This window comes from Rhodonellum sp. (genome assembly GCF_030656585.1).
In the GTDB taxonomy this organism is placed as follows: Bacteria; Bacteroidota; Bacteroidia; order Cytophagales; family Cyclobacteriaceae; genus Rhodonellum; species Rhodonellum psychrophilum.
Genome location: NZ_JAUSPP010000016.1, coordinates 1 through 23,883, shown reverse-complemented (window position 1 = coordinate 23,883; position 23,883 = coordinate 1). Strand labels below are relative to the sequence as shown.

The 23,883-nt window shown below is 39.9% G+C and carries 19 protein-coding genes; all 19 read right to left on the bottom strand.

Features of this window, described 5'->3' with window-relative positions:
* Positions 1 to 38: 38 nt before the first annotated feature.
* Positions 39 to 1,748, bottom strand: coding sequence for a capsule assembly Wzi family protein (locus Q7J63_RS02950; RefSeq protein ID WP_304883896.1), 1,710 nt, complete (start codon positions 1,746 to 1,748; stop codon positions 39 to 41).
* Positions 1,749 to 1,757: 9 nt separating this feature from the next.
* A complete protein-coding gene (locus tag Q7J63_RS02945) occupies positions 1,758 to 2,867 on the bottom strand; it encodes a DUF1972 domain-containing protein (RefSeq protein WP_304883895.1) in 1,110 nt (369 codons plus the stop codon).
* Positions 2,860 to 4,470, bottom strand: coding sequence for a DUF4091 domain-containing protein (locus Q7J63_RS02940; protein ID WP_304883894.1), 1,611 nt, complete (start codon positions 4,468 to 4,470; stop codon positions 2,860 to 2,862). The genes Q7J63_RS02945 and Q7J63_RS02940 overlap by 8 nt, the downstream gene beginning before the upstream one ends.
* Positions 4,467 to 5,540 (bottom strand): glycosyltransferase family 4 protein, encoded by a 1,074-nt coding sequence (locus tag Q7J63_RS02935; protein WP_304883893.1) that lies wholly within the window; start codon positions 5,538 to 5,540, stop codon positions 4,467 to 4,469. The genes Q7J63_RS02940 and Q7J63_RS02935 overlap by 4 nt, the downstream gene beginning before the upstream one ends.
* The gene (locus tag Q7J63_RS02930) at positions 5,506 to 6,666 is read right to left on the bottom strand and encodes a hypothetical protein (RefSeq protein ID WP_304883892.1); all 1,161 of its coding nucleotides are present in this window, start codon (positions 6,664 to 6,666) and stop codon (positions 5,506 to 5,508) included. Before Q7J63_RS02930 ends, Q7J63_RS02935 begins: the two co-directional genes overlap by 35 nt.
* Entirely contained in the window at positions 6,666 to 7,943 is a 1,278-nt protein-coding gene (locus Q7J63_RS02925) for a glycosyltransferase (protein WP_304883891.1), read from the bottom strand. The genes Q7J63_RS02930 and Q7J63_RS02925 overlap by 1 nt, the downstream gene beginning before the upstream one ends.
* Positions 7,940 to 9,079 (bottom strand): hypothetical protein, encoded by a 1,140-nt coding sequence (locus Q7J63_RS02920; RefSeq protein ID WP_304883890.1) that lies wholly within the window; start codon positions 9,077 to 9,079, stop codon positions 7,940 to 7,942. The genes Q7J63_RS02925 and Q7J63_RS02920 overlap by 4 nt, the downstream gene beginning before the upstream one ends.
* Positions 9,080 to 9,122: 43 nt before the next feature.
* Positions 9,123 to 10,565 carry a lipopolysaccharide biosynthesis protein gene (locus Q7J63_RS02915; RefSeq protein WP_304883889.1) on the bottom strand — a complete coding sequence of 481 codons (1,443 nt, stop codon included), beginning with the start codon at positions 10,563 to 10,565 and terminating at the stop codon, positions 9,123 to 9,125.
* 27 nt (positions 10,566 to 10,592) lie between these two features.
* On the bottom strand, positions 10,593 to 11,762 hold the full coding sequence (locus Q7J63_RS02910) for a TDP-N-acetylfucosamine:lipid II N-acetylfucosaminyltransferase (RefSeq protein ID WP_304883888.1): 1,170 nt from the start codon (positions 11,760 to 11,762) through the stop codon (positions 10,593 to 10,595).
* Positions 11,763 to 12,914, bottom strand: a complete 1,152-nt coding sequence (rffA, locus tag Q7J63_RS02905; protein WP_304883887.1) for a dTDP-4-amino-4,6-dideoxygalactose transaminase — start codon at positions 12,912 to 12,914, stop codon at positions 11,763 to 11,765.
* 43 nt (positions 12,915 to 12,957) lie between these two features.
* Complete coding sequence (locus Q7J63_RS02900; RefSeq protein WP_019599472.1) at positions 12,958 to 13,929, bottom strand: Gfo/Idh/MocA family protein; 972 nt, start codon at positions 13,927 to 13,929, stop codon at positions 12,958 to 12,960.
* A 1-nt stretch (position 13,930) separates the two neighbouring features.
* Positions 13,931 to 14,506, bottom strand: a complete 576-nt coding sequence (locus Q7J63_RS02895) for an acyltransferase (protein ID WP_304883886.1) — start codon at positions 14,504 to 14,506, stop codon at positions 13,931 to 13,933.
* Positions 14,496 to 15,632: a DegT/DnrJ/EryC1/StrS aminotransferase family protein gene (locus tag Q7J63_RS02890; protein WP_304883885.1), complete on the bottom strand. Its 1,137-nt coding sequence runs from the start codon at positions 15,630 to 15,632 to the stop codon at positions 14,496 to 14,498. The genes Q7J63_RS02895 and Q7J63_RS02890 overlap by 11 nt, the downstream gene beginning before the upstream one ends.
* Entirely contained in the window at positions 15,629 to 16,741 is a 1,113-nt protein-coding gene (locus Q7J63_RS02885) for a GNVR domain-containing protein (protein ID WP_304883884.1), read from the bottom strand. Before Q7J63_RS02885 ends, Q7J63_RS02890 begins: the two co-directional genes overlap by 4 nt.
* A gap of 133 nt (positions 16,742 to 16,874) precedes the next feature.
* Entirely contained in the window at positions 16,875 to 18,194 is a 1,320-nt protein-coding gene (locus tag Q7J63_RS02880; protein ID WP_019599476.1) for a UDP-glucose/GDP-mannose dehydrogenase family protein, read from the bottom strand.
* Positions 18,195 to 18,268: 74 nt separating this feature from the next.
* Positions 18,269 to 20,887: an SLBB domain-containing protein gene (locus tag Q7J63_RS02875; protein ID WP_304883883.1), complete on the bottom strand. Its 2,619-nt coding sequence runs from the start codon at positions 20,885 to 20,887 to the stop codon at positions 18,269 to 18,271.
* Between the two features lie 190 nt (positions 20,888 to 21,077).
* Positions 21,078 to 21,590 (bottom strand): ArsR family transcriptional regulator, encoded by a 513-nt coding sequence (locus Q7J63_RS02870; protein WP_304883882.1) that lies wholly within the window; start codon positions 21,588 to 21,590, stop codon positions 21,078 to 21,080.
* A 170-nt stretch (positions 21,591 to 21,760) separates the two neighbouring features.
* The gene (locus Q7J63_RS02865) at positions 21,761 to 22,138 is read right to left on the bottom strand and encodes a hypothetical protein (RefSeq protein WP_304883881.1); all 378 of its coding nucleotides are present in this window, start codon (positions 22,136 to 22,138) and stop codon (positions 21,761 to 21,763) included.
* A 3-nt stretch (positions 22,139 to 22,141) separates the two neighbouring features.
* On the bottom strand, positions 22,142 to 23,883 hold a 1,742-nt coding region (locus Q7J63_RS02860; protein WP_304883880.1), incomplete at its 5' end, for a penicillin acylase family protein.

Sequence of the window (23,883 nt, the reverse complement as noted above, 5' to 3'; positions counted from 1 at the left end):
GTTTTAGAAAAATGTTAGCTTGGGTATTCAATAGTGAATTATTTACTCAGGAAATAAATGAGATGGGTTTGTGCAAATATAGATAATTTGTTTTGACCAACGGGAAATTCTTTATTCCCAACAGCATCCAATTTCCATTGATAATTATGGGCATTGATGATTTTGACTTTTGAACTCAGCATAAAATTATTCCATTGGTGGTCAAATAAAAACCCTAAACTGAGATCAATCCATGGTTTTCTTTGACCCTGCTGCGCAAAAGAACGGTAGAAAAAATCCTGTTGATTTTCCAATCTTTCCAAGACAATCCCTCTTTTATTGAGCTTTTCCACCAAAGAAATTTCAACAGTCTGGATATTGGAGCCAGTTCCTATACCAACACCCAACGACTCTCCGTAATGCGTAAAACCCCTCACTTGATAATGGGTGTGCCAACTTGTATTCCCGAAATCCAAATCCGCATATCTGACATATCTGTTTACGGATTCATGCTGCTGGGTAATTTCAGCTCTTATTTGGATGATTTTTTCAGACTGCCCTTTGAGGGGAATCAATTTCGTGAAACCCAAAAGATAAGCTCTGGCATGATCCGGATTCAGGACAAACTCCCTCCAATTGAAATTGTGATCCCTTTTCCCAAACTCAAAGTAAATTTCAAATTTCCCCTTCGGATTCAAGTACCTTCCAAAAACCGAAATCTGCTGGTCTTGGGCTTCTCCATCATAGTCGACGGAATTGTCATTGACAAAAAGTTTTTCTTTTTGGAGTACCTCAAAGACCGGGAAATAATCCCCAAAGGAATTCCCCTTGTTTTTACTGAACTGTTGAAACGTTCGGTTAAATCCAAAATAGAATTTTGGTAGGAATTTTGGCTGGATAGACACCGACAATCCATTCAAGTAACGCCAATCACCCGTAAATGGAAGGAAGAATCTTTGATTCAAGCTTTGGTTTTGGGATGCGCCAACACCTGAACTCTCCAATCTACCCACGATCATTTCCGCTTCAAGATTCCCGATGAAAATATCAACAGGTCGGTTGGTTTTCAAAGAGACGTGTTTGAAACCCCTTGCATTGTTGCTAAAGATCAATCCATTGAACTGCCCAGGACCCCACCAAATATTCTCATTGGAAACTCCCAAATCCACAGGCCCCAATACAAGACTCAGATTAGATTGCCCCCAAGTCAAAAATGAGTTGTATTCTTCCGTAAACCTTTCCGGATTGTCCCCGAAATTCCAAAATCTAAACCTTGCAAACAAAACATTGTCAGAAAAATCGGCCCCAAACCCCTCATAGGCTTTATTTTGGGCAGTTATCCACTCGGGTTTAAATTGAAATCTTAAAAAATGAAAGCGCCCTTCAATTCCTCCAGAAACCATATTTTGAAACCCAACTCCCGCTCCCAAAGCACCATTCCCCCAACCGTAAGGTCTGTTGGCATTGTAAACGGTGGTATTCTGAAGTGGAAGTACATTAAAATATTTTTTTTGGGGTTTTACCTTTTCAGATAGTGTGTTGTTCTTCAATTCAAAATATTGCCAATAAGGTACTGAATCCTTTTTTGCCAAATGATTCAGTTGGATGGGCCGGTGCAAAAATGAAACATCGGTATCGTATTCACCAAAAACCTGCTTCCTTCTCAAGGCCTCCTCCAGTACAGGATTGCCGGCTGGGATCGTCTGGGCCAACCCTAGGGGGACCAGAAAAACGGTGAAACAAATTAAAATTGAAAATTTAAGTCGCATCAATTCTGATTAACTTTCGGTTTCGGCCAATTCCAATTGTTTGAAAACCTTGATGTACTTTTTGGTAATGGCTCTCCATGAATAATTCTTCTTGGCCAACCTTAACATGTCTTTCATTATCGTGTCTCGATCCAAAGATTCCAGTGACATCAATAGTTGTTTCAATTCCTCAGAATTGTCAAAATAAACCGCCTTGCCAAAGGTTGTTTCAATATTGTAATTGACTCCAAAGGCAAGTATCGGCAATCCGAGGTACATCGCCTCCACCAAAGAAGGATTGGTCCCCCCGGCACTGTGGCCATGAAGATAAAAATAGCAATTGGACCTCAATACGTTTAATTCCTCAAAATCATAAATGGGGTTGTATAAAATCAAACCCTTGATTCGGGCATACCGCTTGTACAAATCCGTTCCGTAATCACTTGCATTCCAATTGCCAACGATGACATAAGGATATTCAATATCCTGATCTGCAAAAGCCTGGAGCTGCATTTCGATGTTGTTTTCAGGCTCAATCCGACAGACAGTAAATATATAGTGCTGTCTAAGAAAGGGGAATTTCTTGAGATAAAGGTCAACCTCTACAGCCGAGACATGATCTGCACCATAGGCGATCAAGGTTGATTCCGTGTCGTACTCCTCCATGACGTAGTTTTGGATATGTTTGTTGTCCGTGATGACTATATCGGAGTATTTCACGGCCAGCCTTTCGGAAAATTTCAGAAATTTCTTCGCATAGCTCCCCCACTTATCTCTTTTCCACTCCAGACCGTCGATATTGGTAACGATTTTCGCGCTGGAAAAAGGTTTGATCATGGGGAGAATGATGGTCCCTGAAACACCCAAAATCAGGATGTAATCGTATTTTCTGAAAGATTTCAGAATGGAAAAAATGTCGTAAAATATGCTTTGAAACCCATTCGCACGAAGTTTAATGTAAATTAAGTCGGCATTTTTATATTTTTCCAGTTTTTCGGGGAATGCCTTGGACTCGCAAAAAACAGTCACATCATATGAATTTGGCAGCAAATTCAACAGATTTTCAACCAAAGTCTCAAAGCCCCCATAATTTGCAGGAACCCCAACTGTCCCGACGATTGCTACGCTTTTATTAATCATTCAGATACGTTTTCATACTTCTAATCATTTCCAACCTACTCTTTTCAATATTCAACAAAAAATACCTGTTGTGAGCCTTTAACATATCTGCGGTTTTCGGAAGATTTTCCTTGCTTTTGATCTTCAAAACCTCTTCCAACGCATCATGTATGATCAAATATCTTAAAGAAACCTGTCCGTTTGGATAGACAAAATGAGCATCACCAGAAGGTAAATCCGGATAAATGGCATTGTCAACTATATCACTGGACCATAGATTGAATGCCCATCTCAAGAAGCCATCATAACCTTTGGCCTTAGCCAACATCAATATAAAATAAATATCACCATAATTGGACATCATCAACATATTCGGTTGTTTTTCATAGCATGACGTATAAAAAGTGGTAGAATGTCCTGCTGCCCTTCGACCATCCAACACTTTTTTTTCTAAAACGATGTTTGAAGACAGTGAATAATCATCGATGTAGGGAGACAAAGCTTCATAATATTTTCCTGAATATCCCATTTTGAATTTTGGCTCAATAGATTTTACGAATTTTGAAATCTCTATAGATTGTTCGGGAGTCCTCTCATCAATGAAAAACACCACTTTTTCCAGCCAGTCTTTTTTCTCAAGATATTTGCTGAAATCCTCCAAAAACGCTTTCCAGAATTTTTGATATTCAGAAGACATGGGCAAATTCTGGGAAGAAACCACCTTGTCTTGGGTCTCGTCAAAATAGAACAAAAAGTTATTCCATGGAAAAAGATTGTGGACTGAAATCTGTTGGTCAACGCCCTTTGAAAACCCAAGCTTCACATACTTTTCGAAATTGGAATAATCATAGGAATATTGCCCATCCTTGTTTCTGCGCACCTGGATCATCATCTCTTCCAGTGGTTTGATGGAAGTATTGAAAATGTCCCAAAAAACCGTGGTGGTAACTGCTTTTTGGTTGATATGGTTGAGCTGGTCAAACATCACTCCCAGATGCTTCATATGCGCATCAGACCATGGATCTACTTTATAATAATTGGCCACAGACAATGGATATTGCCATAAATCCATCTTAAAATCAAGCTCTGCAAATGATGGTAAAGTTCTATCGATGATTTCAAGTTGAGAGGAGCTTGTAAAATTGCTCTCTCCCTGATTTATTTCCACCGAGACCGGATATTTCCCAGTCTTTGCGTTTTTGGAAATATTGAGGTTGAGTAATAAATAATGGACGGTGCTGTCCGGTTGGAAACAGCGATCAAAAATCTCAACAGCCCGATCTGGAAAATAGCCTATTTCAAATTTCCCGGATTTCTTTGCTTCTCCACAAACTCCTGATGAAAAATCGCCTTTTACATAAGCCAATTGATATGCATTGTACGAAACTCTTTTGTTCCCTATTTTAACATCAAAATTAATTCTTTCGGATTTGGCTGATTTTATTTTCAGTACCAAGGGTACTGTTTCATTTTTCCAACCTTTGAAGGTTGGAGTTCCTTCCAATTCATCACCAAACAATTCGAAGGTTGTAAAATTAGCTTTAAGTGGTTCTTGGGCTATGGAAAGCTTGGGAAGTAACAATAAAATGGTCAAAACAGCACAAAGGCTGGGGAATTTCATCATGCTGTCAAAAGTTTTAAAATATTTGTTTCGAATTTATTCCTGGAGAATTTCTCCTTCATTGTTAGACTATTGAGATGCAACTCATTCCAGTATCCTGGTTTAGTGGCAATAGTCTCAATCGTCTTCACTATTTCGTCAATTTCAGTAGAGTCACGATGAAAGCCATTGAAGCCCTCCTGCACCAATTCCGTAATCCCACCTGAAATAGGAACGATGGCAGGCAATCCATAATACATCCCTTCCAATATGGTAAGGCCAAAAGTTTCCACAACTTGACTTTTCACAGCCAAATTGAGAATCAAATCAGCATTCCTATAAAATGGATGCACATCTGCCTGAACTGGGAAGATTTGTACATTTTTTGGGATCTCCCTTTCTGAGATAAATTTCTTCAAATCATCCGCCGAATCACTTACAACCAATGTGAAAGTGAATTGCGGCAAACGATTTCCCAGTTCTATAAACTCAAAAATGCCCTTATACGGCCTTAATGAGGCCAACATCAACACATTAAAAGTTTTATTTTTTTGGTGCTTGGCCTTGGCTTTGCCCTCAAAATCCTCAGTTATGGAATTATAAATGACTTTTACGTTTTTGTTTTTAAGATTGGGATTTGATGTAAGAAAATGGGAAACAACCACCGTTTCTTTCGAAAACCTATTTACGATTCCAAACAGAAATCGGTTTAACAGTTTGGGGCTGATTTCAAATTCATGGACATGCGTAATCACCCTTTTTCCCATCCATCGGCCCATCAAAATCCCTCCGAAAGGCAATATGGTATTCACATAAAACAAGCTGTCTGTTTTCCTGTATTTCATGAACAATTGAAATCCAAGAACAATCTGACTTGCGAAAAAGGAGAAAAAAGTAAGTGCTTTTTGGTTATACCTTTTGTAATGGTTATTGTGGTAGGTGATTCCTGGTATTCCACTCAAAAACCCCTCAGAGTTGCTTGTGTACAGGTCTACCTTATACTTTTGGGAAAGTGCCACTTGGATGACATTTCTCAGGACCATTGGACTACCCGTATAATTATTCAGTAAATGAAAGAAAACTATCCTTTTCAACAGTTGATTTTTTATTTCTTAAAATTATCAAAACGGCGGCCAACATGAGATAAAATGTTGTGGAGAAAAATTCGTGGGTGAATTGCTGGGCTACTATGAAAATATAAAACACGATAAAGGCATAAAAAAACTGTTTTTTCAGCCAAAATCCCAATGAAAGTAAAATTATGGAAATCAAATATACCAGATAACCCAAAAACCCATACGTGTAAAGCAATACCGCAGTACCATTTTCGATGTATCCGGTTTTATAATAAGTAGTTCTCGCAATTTCTTCCGCTACCATATTGTTTCCGTGCCCAATAATATATCCAACCCATCCGGTATCCTCAAAAAATGACAATCGAAATGCCGCCAACAAATCCGACCTAGAAGTAAGTGTACTGACATTAAACAATACACTATTGATAAAATCAAAGAAGTATAAGTAAAAGGCCGCTATCATAAACAATATCGAAAAGAAAACTTTTTTATGCTTAAAAAAGATGATCAGATAGAAAATAAGCAAAGTATTTCTATTGAATGTGATGACCAAAGCAAGTAAAGCCATTGCATAAAAAACATGATCGATTTTCTTGTTCTTATTCTTATCCTTTCGCCAATAATAAATCAAAAACCAGGTGATTCCCAAGGTTCCGTAGGTTTGTACGGTGGTGGTAAAACCTTTTGCTGCGTGCAGAAATGGAACACCTTTGTCATACATGGGATGGACATAGGAATTGATCCCCAGACCATAGCTGGAAATGACAAATATCAAACCTATCATCAAGTGCGCAAACAAGGCATAATACAACACGTCCAGCAATCCAGGTTCCTCACTGCAGAGAAATGCAAAGAAAACCCCCAGCACTGGAAAAAAAACAATCGCAGAGGAGTCTGGAATATTGAGTAAAAATGACAGGAAAATGAAGGCGCAGATGGAAACCACTGCCAAAATAGTTGAATTGGATATTTGGGTTTTCAAAAAGATATTCTTCAATATCAAAATAACCAAAAACAAAAACATAAATACCTTATCCAATGGAATGCCAACCAGTCGGTTGGCGCTCATGATAAAGAAACCGATGATCAAAACCATCCCAAAAAAATCACTGGGAATCCTTTGTGCCTTGCTTCTTTGGACCACTAAATAAGGTTTTTAAGTTTCATCAACTGGTGAAATCTGGAATATTTAAGGATTTTATCCTGTCCGGCGTCAACTTCCATGCGGAAACCTTCTTTTTCATACCCCGATCGGATTTTCATTATCTGCTCAAAACAGGAAACAGCATTGTCCGCAAAGAATCCAAGGCCTACATCTTTCAATATTTGTTCCATCACATCATGATCGGAGGGACATAAAAGCACTGGTTTTTTCAAGCCAATATACTCGTATAATTTGCTGGATGGAATTCCTTTCATGTCACCATAAGAAATTGCCAATACTGCATGTGCTTTTTTAATGAATGTAAGGGCTTCCATTCGAGGCAATCTATCGGTAATCTGCACATAGGGTTTCAATGAATCTTCCACCAGAGAATCAATCCTTTTTTTCTCCTTGATGTCAAAACCTGAACCCAAAAAAACCAACCGAAAGGGATTACCATTCTCTAAGGCAATTTTCAAAGCCCCCAAAACCAATTTGATGTTTTGTGACGGGTAAAGTGTCCCACTATAAACAACCGTGAAATCTTCAAATAAATTTTCCGAGGGAAGATCAAGGATTTCTTCCTCAAAGCCATTGGCGACCGTTACTCCTGGGACGTTAATGAATTCAGAGATTCTTTTCGTATAATTCTCTGAAACCGAAATGATGAATTTTGCGCTTCCGACCCATCTTTTTTCGTAATGGGCCTCCAGTTTGGAGATGAGGGTGCGGATGAATCTGCCACTTTTGGCTTTTTGCAGTTCATTGGTACTCCAATCATCCCGGTAGTCGGCTATCCAAGTCAATTTTAGTTTTTTGGAAATCAAATATCCTATTTTAAAGAGATAAAAAGGTTCACCTGAGATGATCACTTTTTCAAAATCCTCGGTCTTTTTCAATTCCGTCAAAAACGGAAAGAAATTGGCATAAGAAGTGAATTTTAGCGTTCCTGCGATCAACAGAACATCCAGGATCTTGGCCAGGATAAACAAAGGTCTCCATTTGGTCTCCCCAAATTTACTGTAAGCTTTGTCCAGCAACCCGGGTTTGAAAGGCAAATAATAAACTTCATGCGTTTCAAATTTCTCATGTTTGATCGCCTTCCCAAAGGGCTTTTTAGTGTCAAAATGGGATTTGATATTCGCCTCCCAAGCCCTTGTCACCACAATTGGGTAAATCCCTATTTTATTTAGATTTTTTGCCCAATAGCTGATCCTTTGTGCTGGTGTAAGGGTACATGGGGAGAAATAAAAGGTGACAAGAACAATTTTAATCACTTTCGAAAAGCTTTAAAATTTTCAAGTATTCCCTCGTAAACACGTTTATTCCCTTCGTTGGAGTATTCTTGTGCACATTTGTGGGCGTTCCTTTTGAACTCGATCAAATCATCGATTTGAAGGCTATTGATTTTTTTTGCGAGTGAAGCTTCCCCAAAATCCTCCGATACAACGCCGAGCTGCTGCTCTTCCAAAATATATTTCATTTCTTTGGATGGCCCTATTGCTATTCCCAATCTTGCTTGCATAAATTCAAAGAATTTATTTGGCAATGCGTGTTCATAGTTGAAATTTACTGGGTCAAGAAGGAAAACTCCCATATCAAATTTGTTGATAAACCTGGGTATTTCCTGTGTCGGCACAGGATCCAAAAAAGTAACGTTGTCAAATTTCGAAGCGATTTTTTTCAGTTCTGCCAAATACCCTTTATCCGTAGGCATCAGCATCAAATAAAGATGAAATCTTTTGTCCAGATATTTCATCAGATTGATCATAGATTCTATCTTTCTACTGGGATTGGCATTGCCATGATGAATCAATTTGATGTGATTGGCGTCAATCTCATTTGGCCATAATTCCGGCTCGAAATCCGGAGCATTGTACACCAACAAATAATCGGTTTTGAAATTTTTCTTATATTCCTCACCAATCCCCTTACACACCGTCATGAAGACGTCTGCCTTATGGATAAACTTATTGCAGAGGTATAGATAAAAGGATTGATGCAATATTCTCCACATCAAAACATCTTCAAAATGTCTCGGATAATATTCATGTGCATCAAAAACCACTTTTATGTTCTTGTTTTTTGATTTGAGACGGATCGCTATTGGCCAAGTCTCAATGTCATTTGCCACAACAAGATCTACTTTATCATTTAACGATTCGACATTGCTGTTTTTGAGGAAATTTGAAAGGCGAAATCTATTTATCCGAAACAAAAAGAGGATTGCCTTCAGGAATTTCTGAGCCAATCCTTTCTTGACCTTCAACAGCGGTATAAACTGATGGTTGCCCGTATAAGACAAGGAAGACAGATAAACCTCAAATTGCTTGCTTTCGAAAAAAGCAATTTGCCTTAAAACACGTGGATCCCTGTCCATATAGGAATAGGAAAGTATCAATACTTTTTTCAACTTTTAGCTTTTAAAATTTGAATTTTCAAAATCAATCCCATCTCTATTTTGGAAAAAACCGATGTTTAACAAAAACATAGACTTGGACCACTTCCTTCTTCAAGATCAATTTCAACAAAACAACCAAGGGAATGGTCATGATCAATATCCCCAATTTAATAAGGAAATTAAACCGATAATCTGAATCCATTGTCAGCCCAAAACCGGCAATCAATCCGAAAACGCCAATCGCCAATACCAATTGTTTCCATTTGTGGGGGACAAAATAGAGTTTTTGACTGATAATCATGTGGACTCCAAAAACAAAGCCATAGCCTATAAAGGTTGCGATGGCGGCACCTGATATTCCATATCGGGGAATCAAGACCAAATTCAAGAGAAAATTGACCAAGGCTCCTCCCATATTGATATAGATCAGGAAGTGTGTTTTTTTTGTGATCGTAATCCCTGGTGCAAAGACATACATATTTGAGAAAAACACAGCAGGAATAAGGTAAATCACTACTTGGGAGGCAGGGATATAAGCTGGAGTGGTGATGATGGTCAGGATCTCTTTTGAGAAAATACTTAGGCCAAGAAAAATCATCAAAGCCGCCGCGGAGAAATAGCGAAAAATGACAGCAAGATCTTTAGGCGTGTTTTTTTTGTTGTAATTATTATAAATCAAGGGTGTCAAAGCTCCTTTAAAACCAATCATCAATAAGCCTACGATACTTGCCAATCGATACCCAATTCCATAGATACCTACTTCTTCCAGTGAGAGATAATGATTGATCATCAAACGGTCAATATAAAGGCTCATGAAGACTGCAATGCTGGAAGGGATCAACGGAGCGGAGAATGTGATCATCTTTTTCAAATAAGATGAGTCAAATTTTAATTGATAGGTGCTTCTAAGGTTCCATAAACCATAAACACATCCCACAAAACTGCCAGAAATCAATCCATAGAGAATTCCATGAATGCCCCATTTCAAAAAATACGCAAGATAAACAGAAACGCCTGCAGTGGTGAGCGTAACGATGATGCTTATCAGTGCGTATGTTTTGCTTCTAAATTCCCACCGGAATTGATTTTGGATCAAACAAAACAATCCATACAGGAAAATATGCAGCGTATACAATTGAAAGATCCCACTCCAACTTTTGTCATCCAAAAGCCATCCCGTCAAGGTGGTTGAAAAAATCAGGCTAAAGACCATAAATAAGAAATAGCAAACCAGGGAAAACCAAAAAGATGTGGAAGCATAAACAATCTTTTTATCAGGATCTTGCTCCTCGGTATAGTACCTCGCCACCCCTTGTGAGATCTCCAATGCGACTGTAAGTGTAATTAAATTCCCAAACACCACAAGGATATCAAATGCGCCATAGTCTGTAGGCGACAATACCTGGGTATAAAGCGGGAAAAGAAAAAATGATAGTCCTCGGCTGACTAATGAGGGCAAGGTATAGATCGCACTATCCTTGAAAAAAGCCTTTAACATGGAAATATTTTGTGTTTTGGCATCTGTTTACTTTTGGGGATCCAAGGGTTCGGGACTTTCCAAAAGATTTAGGTAATAAGTATCCAACATCTCCTCACTAAATTTATCAGTGATGATTTTTCTGTTGATTTCAATTTGCTCCCTGGTCAAAGGCATTCTAAAACTACTTTGATCTATGTCTTCAATTTTAAACAAGACAATTCCCCAATCCTTCAGACTAGAGTAGACGGTATTCGAAGGGTTCAAAAAAACCTTTACCCCTAGAAATATCAATCCCAGAATATTGCCAAATCCTTTCTGGACATTATGGTTGAAAATCGCAAACCGGACATCCCTAAGCATTTTGTAGTAATCATCCCTTTCTACGAAATCCGTCAGTGGCGCAAACCTGTCGCCAAAAACCTCTTTCCCAAGGGTTAAGATTTTGAGGCTATAATCAGCATCCCCGTAGGCCAGGGGACAAAATATTTCATTTTCCAATTCAAGTTTCCCCAAAAGGGAAAAAATTTCTGTGTGGTTGTTTTCGGGGGTACCCGATTGACCCACCATTATTTTGGTCCCCAACAGTGGTATTTTGCAGAAATTATCTTTGTCGAACGCTTCTTCTATCGATAGAAAGGCAAATGGGATTTGGATAAATTCTTTTTTCAGGTATTCCCTTGCATTGGTAACATCCTGATCAAATGGACTTGCAATGAAATTGATATATTTGAAAGACTCCTTGTGGTAGATGCTGTTTGGCCGATGTAGGAAATAGTTGATGATATCCTTGGCTTTGACGGTCAATTTTGAGACAACCGATTCGCGGCTGATCAGGTTCTTGGTGTCCTTTTGATACAGCTTATGTTGGAATTTTGAAAGATTGTACAAATCTCCGCTCCAAAGCACCCAAATGACTTGAATATGAGCTAAAAGATCCTTGTTTTTGTGTAAAAAATGGGCAGTGTTTGCATTATGATAATGGATGATAATTCTTTTGTATTGTTTCAATTCCCCCAAAGCATCGAAAAACTGCTCTGAGCCATATTTTGAAATCGTACAGTTTTGACTCGTGATAAATCTTGTTTTTTTCGGTTCATAGACCAAAATGAAATATTTGCTTATTCCTGGACTCACCTTTTCCGATCGATCGATGATCAAATTGGAATAAGGTGAATCGGGCAAAAATATCAAATTCTCGATTTCGGGTTGATCCATTTAGATTGAGCTCTTGATGACTTTGATGATTCTTTCTATCTGACTGTCCTCAAGTTCGAAGAACATGGGTAATCTCACCAAGCAATCCGAAAAACTGTCTGATTCGATCAATTCCCTACCATCATGTTTGTCTTTATAAAATTCACTTTTATGCAAACTCAAATAGTGGAATACTGCAAGGATATTGTTCTTCTTCAATTTTTTGATGACCGAATCCCGCTGCTCAATGTTTTCAAAAACCAAATAAAACATGTGGGCATTGTTGGTGGAATAGCTCGGGATGACGGGAAGACCAATATTATTGTCATGGGCCCAAGTTTCCAAACCCTGAAAGTACAAACTCCAAATCTCGGTCCTCCGGTGTTGAATCTCCTTGAGATTTTCAAGTTGCGCCCAAAGAAAAGACGAAATCAGCTCTGAAGGCAAAAAAGACGAGCCAATGTCTACCCAACCGTATTTATCCACTTCACCCCTGAAAAACGAGGATCTATTGGTTCCTTTCTCCCAAATGATTTCTGCTCTTTCCTGAAATTGGGTATCGTTGATCGCCAACATCCCCCCTTCTCCGGAGATGATGTTTTTGGTTTCATGAAAGGAAAACGCGGCCAAGTGTCCAATGGAACCCAGCGCTCTTTTATTTCCTGTTCTATCAATATAATAATTATCGATGGCTTGTGCGGCATCTTCGATGACAAACAGATTATACTGATCTGCCAAATCCATGATCACATCCATGTCGCAAGCCACTCCGGCATAGTGCACGGGCACGATTGCTTTGGTTTTTGCTGTGATCAATTTCTCGATGGAGGCTTCGTCCATTCCGGGGTGATCTTTCCTGCTATCGGCAAATACGATTTTAGCTCCTCTTAAAATAAAAGCGTTTGCAGTGGACACAAAGGTATAAGATGGCATGATCACTTCATCCCCTGGCTGGATATCGATCAGGAGTGCGGCCATTTCCAATGCATCCGTGCAAGAAGTCGTCAACAAGCATTTGCCAAAACCATAGGAATTGACAAGAAAATTTTGACATTTTTTGGTGTATTTCCCGTTCCCAGAAAGTTTGCCTGACGATACGGAGTCGTAGAGATAATGGACTTCTTTCCCTGTCAAATAGGGCTTATTGAAAGGAATTTCTTTTTTATCCTTCATTTTAGGTTCTCTAGTTCAGGTGCATGCTCCGATAAAAAAAACCTCAATGGTTTTTTTCAAAAGGATGTTTACTCAAAGGTGCTTTTGCCAAAGGGTGATAATCTCCTTGAAGACCAATCGTCTCCATATGCCGGATATCGTGGACGATTTCAATGGACTTTCTCGCTTCCTCCAATCCAAAGCCATTTCCTTCCAAAATATGCTTGTAGCTATTGGTGTGTAGATCCGTGAAACCGTCACTGAACTCAATTTCTTGGCCTTCCATCGTCAGAGACCTAAAGGTCCGCCCTCCTTTGTCTTTTACAGATTGCGGTAAGGTGTCTGGATTAATGCTCAGAAACCATCTTACCCGCGCTTTTTCCAACTCAAAATAACCCGATGCTCTGTCATGGGTATGTACATGCACCACACTTTTCTTCACGTCTCCAAAGATCCAGGTCAACATATCATAGAAATGCACGCCAATATTGGTGGCGATTCCTCCTGACTTGGATACATCTCCCTTCCAACTGGAATAATACCAATGCCCACGCGAAGTGATATAAGCCAAATCCACATCATGGATTTTACCGCTTGTATCTGAATCAATTTGCTTTTTGAGGGCAATGATGGAGGGATGCAGTCGCAATTGCAGGATATTGTAAACCTTTTTTCCATGCTCCCTTTCCACTTCTTTCAATGCATCAATGTTCCAAGGGTTCAACACCAATGGTTTTTCACAAATCACATCTGCACCTATTCTCAGACCAAATCTGATATGGGAATCATGGAGGTAGTTTGGTGAACAGATACTCACATAATCCACCTTATTGGATTCTCTTTTTAGCTTTTCCACATGCCTGTCAAATCTCTCAAACTCTGTAAAAAAATCTGCCTCTGGAAAATAACTGTCGATCACCCCCACACTATCAAACCTATCAAAGGCTGTCAATAGATTGTTTTGGGTGTCTCTTATTGCTTTCATATGTCTCGGCGCGATATAACCCGCAGCCCCTATCAATGCAAAATTTTTCATGCTATACTTTTCTAACGATATTATTCTCTAAAACATAATTTTCCCCGCTTTCGGCACAAGTGGCCTGGCCCTGCGGATTGAATTCCAGTCTGTGCCCAAACTCGCTCATCCAGCCGATCTGTTTGGCTGGATTCCCTACAAGAAGTGCATAAGCAGGGACGGTTTTTGTCACCACTGATCCTGCACCGATGAATGCAAATGGCCCAATGTCATGACCACAGACAATCGTGGCATTGGCACCTATCGTGGCGCCCTTCCCAACGTGGGTTTTGGAATATTGATCCCTGCGATTGATGGCGCTTCTTGGGTTGGTCACATTGGTAAAAACCATCGATGGACCCAAAAATACATCATTGTCGCAGGTAACACCTGTATAAATGGAGACATTGTTTTGGACTTTTACATTGTCTCCTAAAATTACTTCTGGAGAAATGACCACATTTTGTCCCAAGTTACAGCCTTTTCCAATTTTACAATTTGGCATCACATGGGTGAAATGCCAAATTTTGGTACCCTCCCCTATTTCACAGCCTTCATCTATTACGGCTGTAGGATGTGCGAAAAACTTATTTTCCATCCTTAAAGAATTTTAAAACCGATTGGATAATGTATGCTTGATCTTCCTCCTTCATTTCTGTGTGGATGGGCAAAGAAATGACTTCTTCACAAAGCCTTTCTGAAATCGGAAAATCCCCTTCGGCGTAATCAAATTGCTGATACGCCTTTTGAAGGTGTACAGGTATAGGATAATAAACCATACTCGGTATACCCAATGCTTGTAAATATTGTTTCAGATTATCTCTAAGGCTATCTTTTACTTTCAAAGTGTATTGATGGAAAACATGTGTGGAGTTCAATACCCGCTTTGGGGTCTGAATTTGAGGAACATCCCCAAAAGCTTCGTCATAACTTGCCGCAACTTTTTGTCTTGCTTCTGAATACGTATCCAAATATTTGAGTTTTACGCTCAAAATAGAGGCTTGTAACGTATCCAATCTGGAATTTACCCCAATAGTTTCATGTATGTATTTTTGCTTTTGACCATGATTGGCAATGGTCTGAATTTTCTCTGCCAAGGTCGCGTCGTTGGTAAAAATTGCTCCTCCATCTCCAAAGCATCCCAGATTCTTTGATGGAAAAAAAGAGGTTGTTCCAATGTCCCCCATCGTACCTGCCTGTGCACTCTTTCCATTTGAAAAAGAATATTTGGATCCAATCGCTTGGGCAGTATCTTCGATAACCTTTAGACCATGCTTTTTGGCAATAGAAAGAATGCTTTCCATTTCGGAACACTGTCCATATAGGTGTACCGGTACAATCCCGACGGTGTTTGGCGAGATTATTTCTTCCAATTGATTGATATCCAATTGGAAGGTATCGGGATCAACATCAATGAAGATAGGTTTCAATCCCAATAAAGCGATCACCTCAACAGTTGCCACATAGGTAAATGCGGGCACGATAACTTCCTGACCCTTCTTGAAATCCAATGCCATCATGGCAATTTGAAGTGCATCTGTCCCATTTGCGCAAGGGATAACAAAACTTGCTCCAGTATACTCGCTTAATTCGGCAGCGAATTTTTTGACCTGTGGACCATTGATAAAGCCTGTTTGGTCAATCACTTCTTGTATGGCACCGTCTATTTCAGTTTTTATCTTGGTATATTGGGACTGAAGGTCCACCATTTGAATCGAACTCATTGATTTTCGGATGATTTTAAACTTTTTGTAATGATCTTTAATACTGAAAATATTATTCCAATCATCAAGCCAATAAAAATTGAAGCGACAATAATCAAAGGTTTATTCGGCTTTCCATTTGACAAAGGTACCGAAGCCCGTTCCAAAACCGAAAAAATCGGGGTTTCCCTTTTCAATTTCATGTTGGACTGTTCGAGCTCTTGTTTCAGTGTATTGTATATATTAAATGCAATGTTGAATTCCGATTGCAACAATTCTTCCTTGCTTCTGGCCCGCTGCGAAACGATTCCCTGATTGGTATCCCTAAATGTCGCCAATTTATCTTGGGCCTCCATAAACTTCTGCTCCGCTTCCTGGACCCGTTCCTCCACAAATGCTACATTGAAATTTTGCTTGGCGGTTCTGTATTTCACAACAAACTTTATCAATTTTTCGATAACCAAGGCATTCACTTGAGCCGACATCAAGGCTTCCGGCATAAAAACCTTCAGCGTGATGATTTTTTTGTTCAAATCTATGTTGATTCTTTTCCTCAATTGCCCGATTACATAATTTTCCTGGGAGGAAACATTCACATAATTTCTGGATTCAAAATCAACCTCATCAATTTTGACCGGTTCTATAACTTCAATTTCTGGTTTTTTAAACAAGCCGATAAGTCTTGAGGGAATTCCAAAAACAAACCCAATACTCTTTTGAACAAGATTGGCTGGTCTTTCAACGGCATAATATTCTTCAAGGGTCATTTCCTCACCTTTGGTTTGGAAAAAGAATTTTTCTTTCATCAGATCCAAAAGAAAATCCCTACTCCCCACTATATCGGGAAACATTTCTGGAGTAATCGCGGATTGACTCTGTTGCATCTGAGGCAGATTAATCCCTGCTAATCCTGCCAATCCTCCTTGAATGCCAAAAAGGTTTCCGGAATCTTCAGATTCAGAAAGAATAATGGCAACAGATTGATATTCCTTTGGTGTGGAAAAAGCAATCAATAAACCAAAAAAAAGGCCTGTCAGCGTAAGGTATACCATCACCCTTTTCTCTTTAAGAACCATATTCAACAGTTCTAAATAATCCAGGTAGTCCTCCTTTTTTTTCTGATTTTTCATACTTTATCTCCTATATAATTTAGGGAAAGGTGTACAATGCGAACATTCATCGTACACCTTTCCCTAGAAAATTCAATAGCAATTGTTTTTCAATTTATAGCAACCATAATTGTTTCTTATTCATGAATACTGGTCAATTGACGCCAATTCCATAACTCTGAAATCCCAATTCCTTTAAGTATTCCCTGTCGTAGATGTTTCTTCCGTCAAAAACCACTTTATTGGTCAAAAGTTTACCCAAAACTTCCCAGCTTGGAATCCTGAATTCAGACCATTCGGTCACCAACAGCAAAGCATCGGCATCCACACAGGCATCGTAGGCATCCTTACAATAAGTCACCTTGTCCCCTACATAATGCGCCTTGGCTTCCTTCATGGCTACGGGGTCATAGGCTTTCACCTTTGCACCTGCCGCTATCAATTCTTCGATTATCACCACTGCGGGTGCTTCTCTCATGTCATCGGTATTGGGCTTGAAACTCAATCCCCACATTGCAAAAGTCATCCCCGACAAATCTTCCCCAAAATGCTTTTTGATCTTATTGACCAATACATGTTTTTGGGCTTCATTCACTTCTTCAACAGCCTGAAGCACTTTCAATTCGTATCCGTATTGTTTCCCAGTTTTCACGATGGCCTTTACATCTTTTGGGAAGCAAGAACCACCATACCCGACTCCCGGGTAGATGAATTTATTCCCAATTCTTTGATCCGTTCCAATCCCTTTTCTTACCATATTGACATTGGCGCCCACCAATTCACAAAGATTGGCTATGTCGTTCATAAAAGAAATTTTGGTAGCCAACATGGCATTGGATGCGTATTTGGTCATTTCTGCTGAAGGGATATCCATGTAGATCAAACGATCTCCGCTGAGCTGAAAAGGCTTATAGAGTCTTTTCATGATTTCTTCGGCTTTTTCATCGTCTACACCAATCACTATTCTATCCGGTTTCAAAAAATCCTCAATGGCCGCTCCTTCTTTCAAAAATTCTGGATTGGAAGCCACTGCAAAGGGTAAATCCACCCCTCTTTTTTCGAGACTTGCTTTAATGGCAGCCCTTACTTTTTCACCTGTGGTCACCGGAACAGTGCTTTTGGTAGCCACTACGATGTAATCGGTCATGTGTCGGCCAATTTCCTCGGCCACTCCAAGTACAAATTTCAAATCTGCAGAACCATCCTCGCCTGGAGGTGTTCCTACGGCTATGAAAGCAACATCGGAACCTTGAATGGCTTCTGCCAAATTGGTGGAAAACTGCAATCTCCCACTTTTATAATTTCTGTTGACCAATCCTTCCAATCCCGGCTCGTAAATAGGCATGATCCCATTTCTCAAACCCTCAATTTTTTTTTGGTCGATATCAACACAAACTACTTCAATTCCGACATCCGAAAAACAAGCGCCTGATACCAACCCAACATATCCTGTTCCTACTACAGTTATTTTCATACCATTCGATATTTAAGACTTTTTTATTCTGTGAAACTATTTAAAAAAAACCATATTCCATTTTGTATTGACTGTTATTGCGTGAGATTCACTATCTGGGTGATGACCAATCCCAGCGTAGCCAATCCCGTACCTATAGAAACCCACTGCTGAGGACCTAGGGGCGTTCTTTCCGGCTTTTGAGGCACTATTATTTCTGCCCCCGGTTCAATCTGAGGATAAAATTTTACAAACATAAATCTTCTTGTCCTTTTTACATCACCATTGGCATATACCACGTAGGACTTGCTCCTTCTTGCCTCCTCGCTAAAACCTCCGGATTTTGAAATATATGCTTTGAAACCCCTACCTGTCATGTACCTTGCAGTGGTCGGAAAAAGCACCTGCCCCCTCATTCTTACAGTCTGCAGTTCCTTGGGAATGCTGATGATATCCCCTTCTTGCAAAATCAAATCATTGGACGAGCCAGGATTGGCCAAAATAAATTCAAGGTTGATTCCTACCAGTTCCTGTTCTTTCAATTCAATCTTGATCCCTGAGGTTTCGTTTGTGGAAAGATCCTGCAACCTGTCCGCCCTAAAATCAGTAGAAATAATTTGTTGATCGATTTTCTTCTGCTCTTTCAATCTTTCCAATTCTTGCGCATCAAGCTTTTTTGAAATTCTTTCCAAAAGTATCTTCTCCGCCTCATTTATTTTGATATCCTCATTCTCCAGTCTCTCCCTGACAGCAGTGAGATTTTCTTCCTTTATTTCATTCTCCGTACTCCCCTTGTAATATTCGGTCCTTCTGATCAGGGTGGCACCTTTTGAATAGGCAAATTGATTGATTCCACCTGCCCTCTTGATAAGATCAGAAATTCGCTCATTGGCATTACTCAAGGCAAAATCTCCGGGAAAAAAGACCTCCCCCTCCACCTTAATTATTTTTTCCCTCTGAAATCCCGGGCTTCTCCTTATAAATACGTGATCAAAGGGCTGCAATAAATATTGACTGTCCTCAGGTTTAATTTTCAAGTTGGAATCAATTTGAAGGTTGATGATTTCTGCTACCTTTCCAGTAATGTCATTCCTGACTCTTCTTGCTATTTCAATGTAGGAATTGGAAGCAGACTCTTTAAAGCCCCCCGCTTTCATCACCAAATCCGCAACAGTCATGTTTTCGCCATAGGCAAATGCCCCTGTTTGGTTGACCTCTCCACTGATTTTGATATAGTAATCCTCTTTGAGATCATAGCGACTCGGTATGCTCAATACATCCTCTCTCCGCAATTGAATATCCTCAGCACTTCCTTCAATGATTCCTTGAATGTCAACGGACGTGGCTTCTAGGGTGAGGTCATCTTTGGTCCTATATAAAATCGCTCTATTCAAAAAAGCATCCCCCATCAAGCCTTCAGCTTTAGACACCAATTCCTTGATGCCCATACCTCCTTTGGGGATAGAGTATTCTCCGGGGCGATAGACCGCTCCTGAAATCTGGACCCTATTGTCAAATCGATTTAAGATCTCTCCTACAGTGAATTCGTCTCCATCTTTTGGATAAAACCCTCTGTATTTATCAGAGGAAATGTCTTCTACCGACATTTGGTCTTTGGTGGTCCTTCTCACTGTAATGCGTTCCTTATATGCCAAACTGGAAAACCCTCCAGAAAACCTCAGCAGATCTTCTATATTTTCACCCTGTTTGATTTCAAAAAGCCCTTCTCTTCTGACAGGCCCCTTTATTTCGACCCTGTGCTGGATGGGCTGGACGATCACCACATCATTGTCCTTCAACATTACCTTGCTCGAATTTCCCTTTGTCAAAAAATCGTAAACATCCACCTCCGCTAAAAGTTTGCTGTTTCTGTACACTTGAATCTTTCGGAAAGAGCCATTTTCATTGGGGCCGCCCGCGGCAAACAAGGCGTTGAAAACCGAAGCAAAAGAAGGCAAAATATAATTTCCAGGTTTGGACAATTCTCCCACCATCGAAACAGAAATAGACCTGATATTCCCCAATCGGATATCTACAAAGGTATTGGGATTGCTCCCTCCCATGCCCGAATAAATTCTGGTTAGGGACGTTTTTATCCTTGCGGTTGCTGCCTGAATCGTTGCGCCACCGACTTCTATTGGCCCCACATTGGCGATCAAGATTTTCCCTTCGGGCCCAACCGTCGCATCATAGGATTGTTGAGATGCGCCATACACGTCGATCAACAATTGATCTCCCGCCCCAATAACATACGTCTGTGGAGTTGGGATATTGAGGCTTGGATTAAAAGTTAAATCCCTATTGTGAAACAATTTAAAGCCAAAAATTTTCTTTTGTGTGGGCGTCAAGTCATAATAGGGATCGGAATACCTCAAGGAGTCAAAGATTGACTGGTCCATATTGAAACCCTCTGCATTTCTGAGTTGAACACTTCCTGTTTGGGCTTCTTTCCCAGTTCCTTTCCCACTTCGCAATTCCTCAATTCTTTTCCTCAACTTGGTCACTTCTGAAATCGGCATCCCTCTTTCCGCCGCGGCCGCTGTGAGTTGCATTTCATTCATTCCAGAAGCTTCTGCCCTTTTGATCAATTGCTCTATTTGTGCATCTGAAAGGTTGTCCACTTTTAAATTCTGAATATCTGATAGGGACTGGCCCATAGACAATTGAAAAAATAAAATGAAAATCAAAGTGGTAAATAATTGTTTAAAGGTCATACTGGTTCTTATTCGAATGGATTCTTTCCATTATTTCACAAAATAAAAAAGAATTTCATCATTATTGTTTCGCGACGGGTTTTATTGTATTTAAAATGTAATTACAGCTTCGCCCTTTCAGTCACAATATTGTGCCTATTAAAGTGGTCGAATTACAATAAAATCAATGTCAATTACAAAATTTAATACATTACTCTGGCTTTCTGAATAAAATCAGACCCTTTGGATCGGGAACTCCAGATTTGATACTGAACTCAACTTTTTTATGGATGATCGTCTCGATTTTAAGACTTAGGTTTTTTAAATATTCAATATTCAGGTTTTCCCCGAAAATATCGATCATAATTGTTCCCGAATCTTTCCCCATCGCATAATCTCCGGTAAGGACGACCAAGGATACATTCCCCAATCTTTCCAATACAGTCTCTACCAATTGGTCCAAGCCAATATATTTCCTGATGATATCCTGAATGTTGGAGTAATAAGGGTGAAGCGTGTTGACTTTGTATTCGATCTTATTTTTTTCAGCCTGCTTAATCAAAAACCCTGCCTCAGTCAGATTATTCAATTCTTTCCGTATTGCATTGGTGGATTCACCAAATTCCTCCGCCAAGCCACGCAAATGACTATGATTGTTTTCGTTGATAAAAAATTTTATCAACAATCTCAATCTGGTTTTAGAAGTGATCAATGAATCCAACATAAAATAGACGCTTCAAAATGAGCAACAAAAGTACTCGATACCTTATATAAAGCAAAATTTAATCAATGGTTTTTAATCTAAACTTATCTTAGAGGGCATATTGAATTAAAACAATAAAAATTTGTGCCTTTACATATTTTGCTGGATCACTGATGACCATGGTTTTGTGGTTAGTAACGTGGTCGTTTTTCCAATCTTTTGGAATGAATGGTTTTTTTGAACAGATTACCGGTAAGGGCACTGAATCCCCCCAACAAAAACCCGAGAATGGTGGTAACAAGCCACAACAGCTGGGGATTGGTCAGGCCCATGAGAGCAGCCATTTTATCGGGAAGTCCTGAATTGGTCTGGATGGAAATCATCAAAACCATCACCAGCCAAACTCCCCCAAACGCAATCCCACCTCCCAAAAAGGAGGTTCCTGAATTTCCTCCAACAAAAAACGAGAGCCCAGCAATCAAAATCATCAAGGCCCAAAAGGGTAGAAATTGTCCTAAAAAATAAACGATCAAAGCAGTAATCAGTAAAATCAAGAAAAACTTGGCCATGTGTTATTTATTGAAAATAGTGGTAAACAATATGTTTTCTTTGTGTTCAGGTTTTCGGAGATTGAAATCCACGTATTCTCCATTCGCCCATTTTTTCAAGAAATTGTCATAATACTTGCTTCCTGGATTTCCGGATTGTCCGCCAGGGTAGATCCCAAAAGCGGTTATTTCCTCCCCCATTTCGACGACAAATCGCCAGCTTGCACCATGTCGTTCCGAAGTAGCGTTTACAATGCCCCTCCCTCCACCTGTGTACACATTTTCGGCGCTGAAGGATTTAAAGTCCGGAACCAAATGTTGGATGGAGGTTCCTTTGAAACTGGCCCAATTGTATTCACCGTTTTCCTTTTCCCAAGCCTCGATTTCAGTGACCATTGCTTCAAAACTCTTTGTCGCCACGTCAGCGGCAACTTCCACATCTGGGGTTTCTGGATCATCAAAAAGCAGGTCAAGTGGTTCATTTTTCAATAATTTGGTGGTTTCGTAATTATTGGGCAAGACAATAGAAATCCCTTCCCTCTCCCATTTTGACCAGATTCCTTTGTGCAAATGTTCCCACCAAACCTGGAAAAGCGCTGGCTCGGTTTGGTTTGGATGTGTGTAGAAATTCCAGTTCTTCAATTGATCCAAATATTTATTTGCTTTAGGATTTTCTACATCTTGATTTTGTATTTCCAAAAGGTTTAGCATCACCGGCAATGCCTCGGAGGCATGGAGATAATAGTTGTCAAATTGAAGCGCTTTCATGTCCTCCAAAGTGATGTCGGACAGCTCCGTCAATCTTGAATTTATCCTTCTGTTTCTGTATTGTTCAAATCCATTGTCAAAAACATAGTAGGGATAGGAAGGGTCCACCGAGTTTTGGTTCGCTGAGGAAACAAAACCCCTGATCGGATTGAGGGTGGAAGGATTTTGTTCGTTCGGGATAAAACCCTGCCATTCAAACCTGGGGTCGTTCCCATCCATCAGGAACTTGCCCTGTCCTTTCCATTTCAAGGGAAATTTGCCCTGTACCTTCATGGCGATATCTCCTGACCTTGAAGCGAAGACAAAATTTTGGGCAGGAGCGGTATAATGATTCAGTGCTTTTTCGTAATCTGAGTGATCAATGGCTTTGTTCAGAAGCAAAAAGGTTTTTTGCTCATTGGATTCCATGTGAAGGGTCCATTTGAGGGCGAAATTCACGTCCTGTCTCCCAGACCTGAAGGATTTATCATAAACCACAGGGCCATGATGGGTGTATATCACCGAATCCATAAAGGGATTTTGCCCTTTTATTTTGATTTCCTCAATTCTTAGAGTACTGGCAATCCATTCATCCTTATAGAGATATTCCGATCTTTTCTCATTTTTGAATTGAATGGCATACCAATCCCTTACATCTCTGGTGGCATTGGTTACTCCCCAAGCGATATTTTCATTGAAACCCGAAATCACACCCAAAGCCCCTGGTAATGTTGCCCCTTTTGTGCTTTGAGAGGGAGTGGTCAGTTGCATCGCAAACCATAGTGATGGAAGATTAAGTCCCAAATGCGGATCATTGGCCAATATCGGATGACCGCTTTTTGTCTTTTTGCCGGAGACAGCCCAGTTATTGGAACCAATTCCTGGCTCGGGATTGGGCATTGTTTTCAAAAAAATACTGGCATCTGGATAAACCATGCCCTCTGGGACTTTTACTTCCAAAGGCACAAAATCCCATTTTTTATCCTGTTCGATCACAGGGTCATTGCTGTCAGGATATT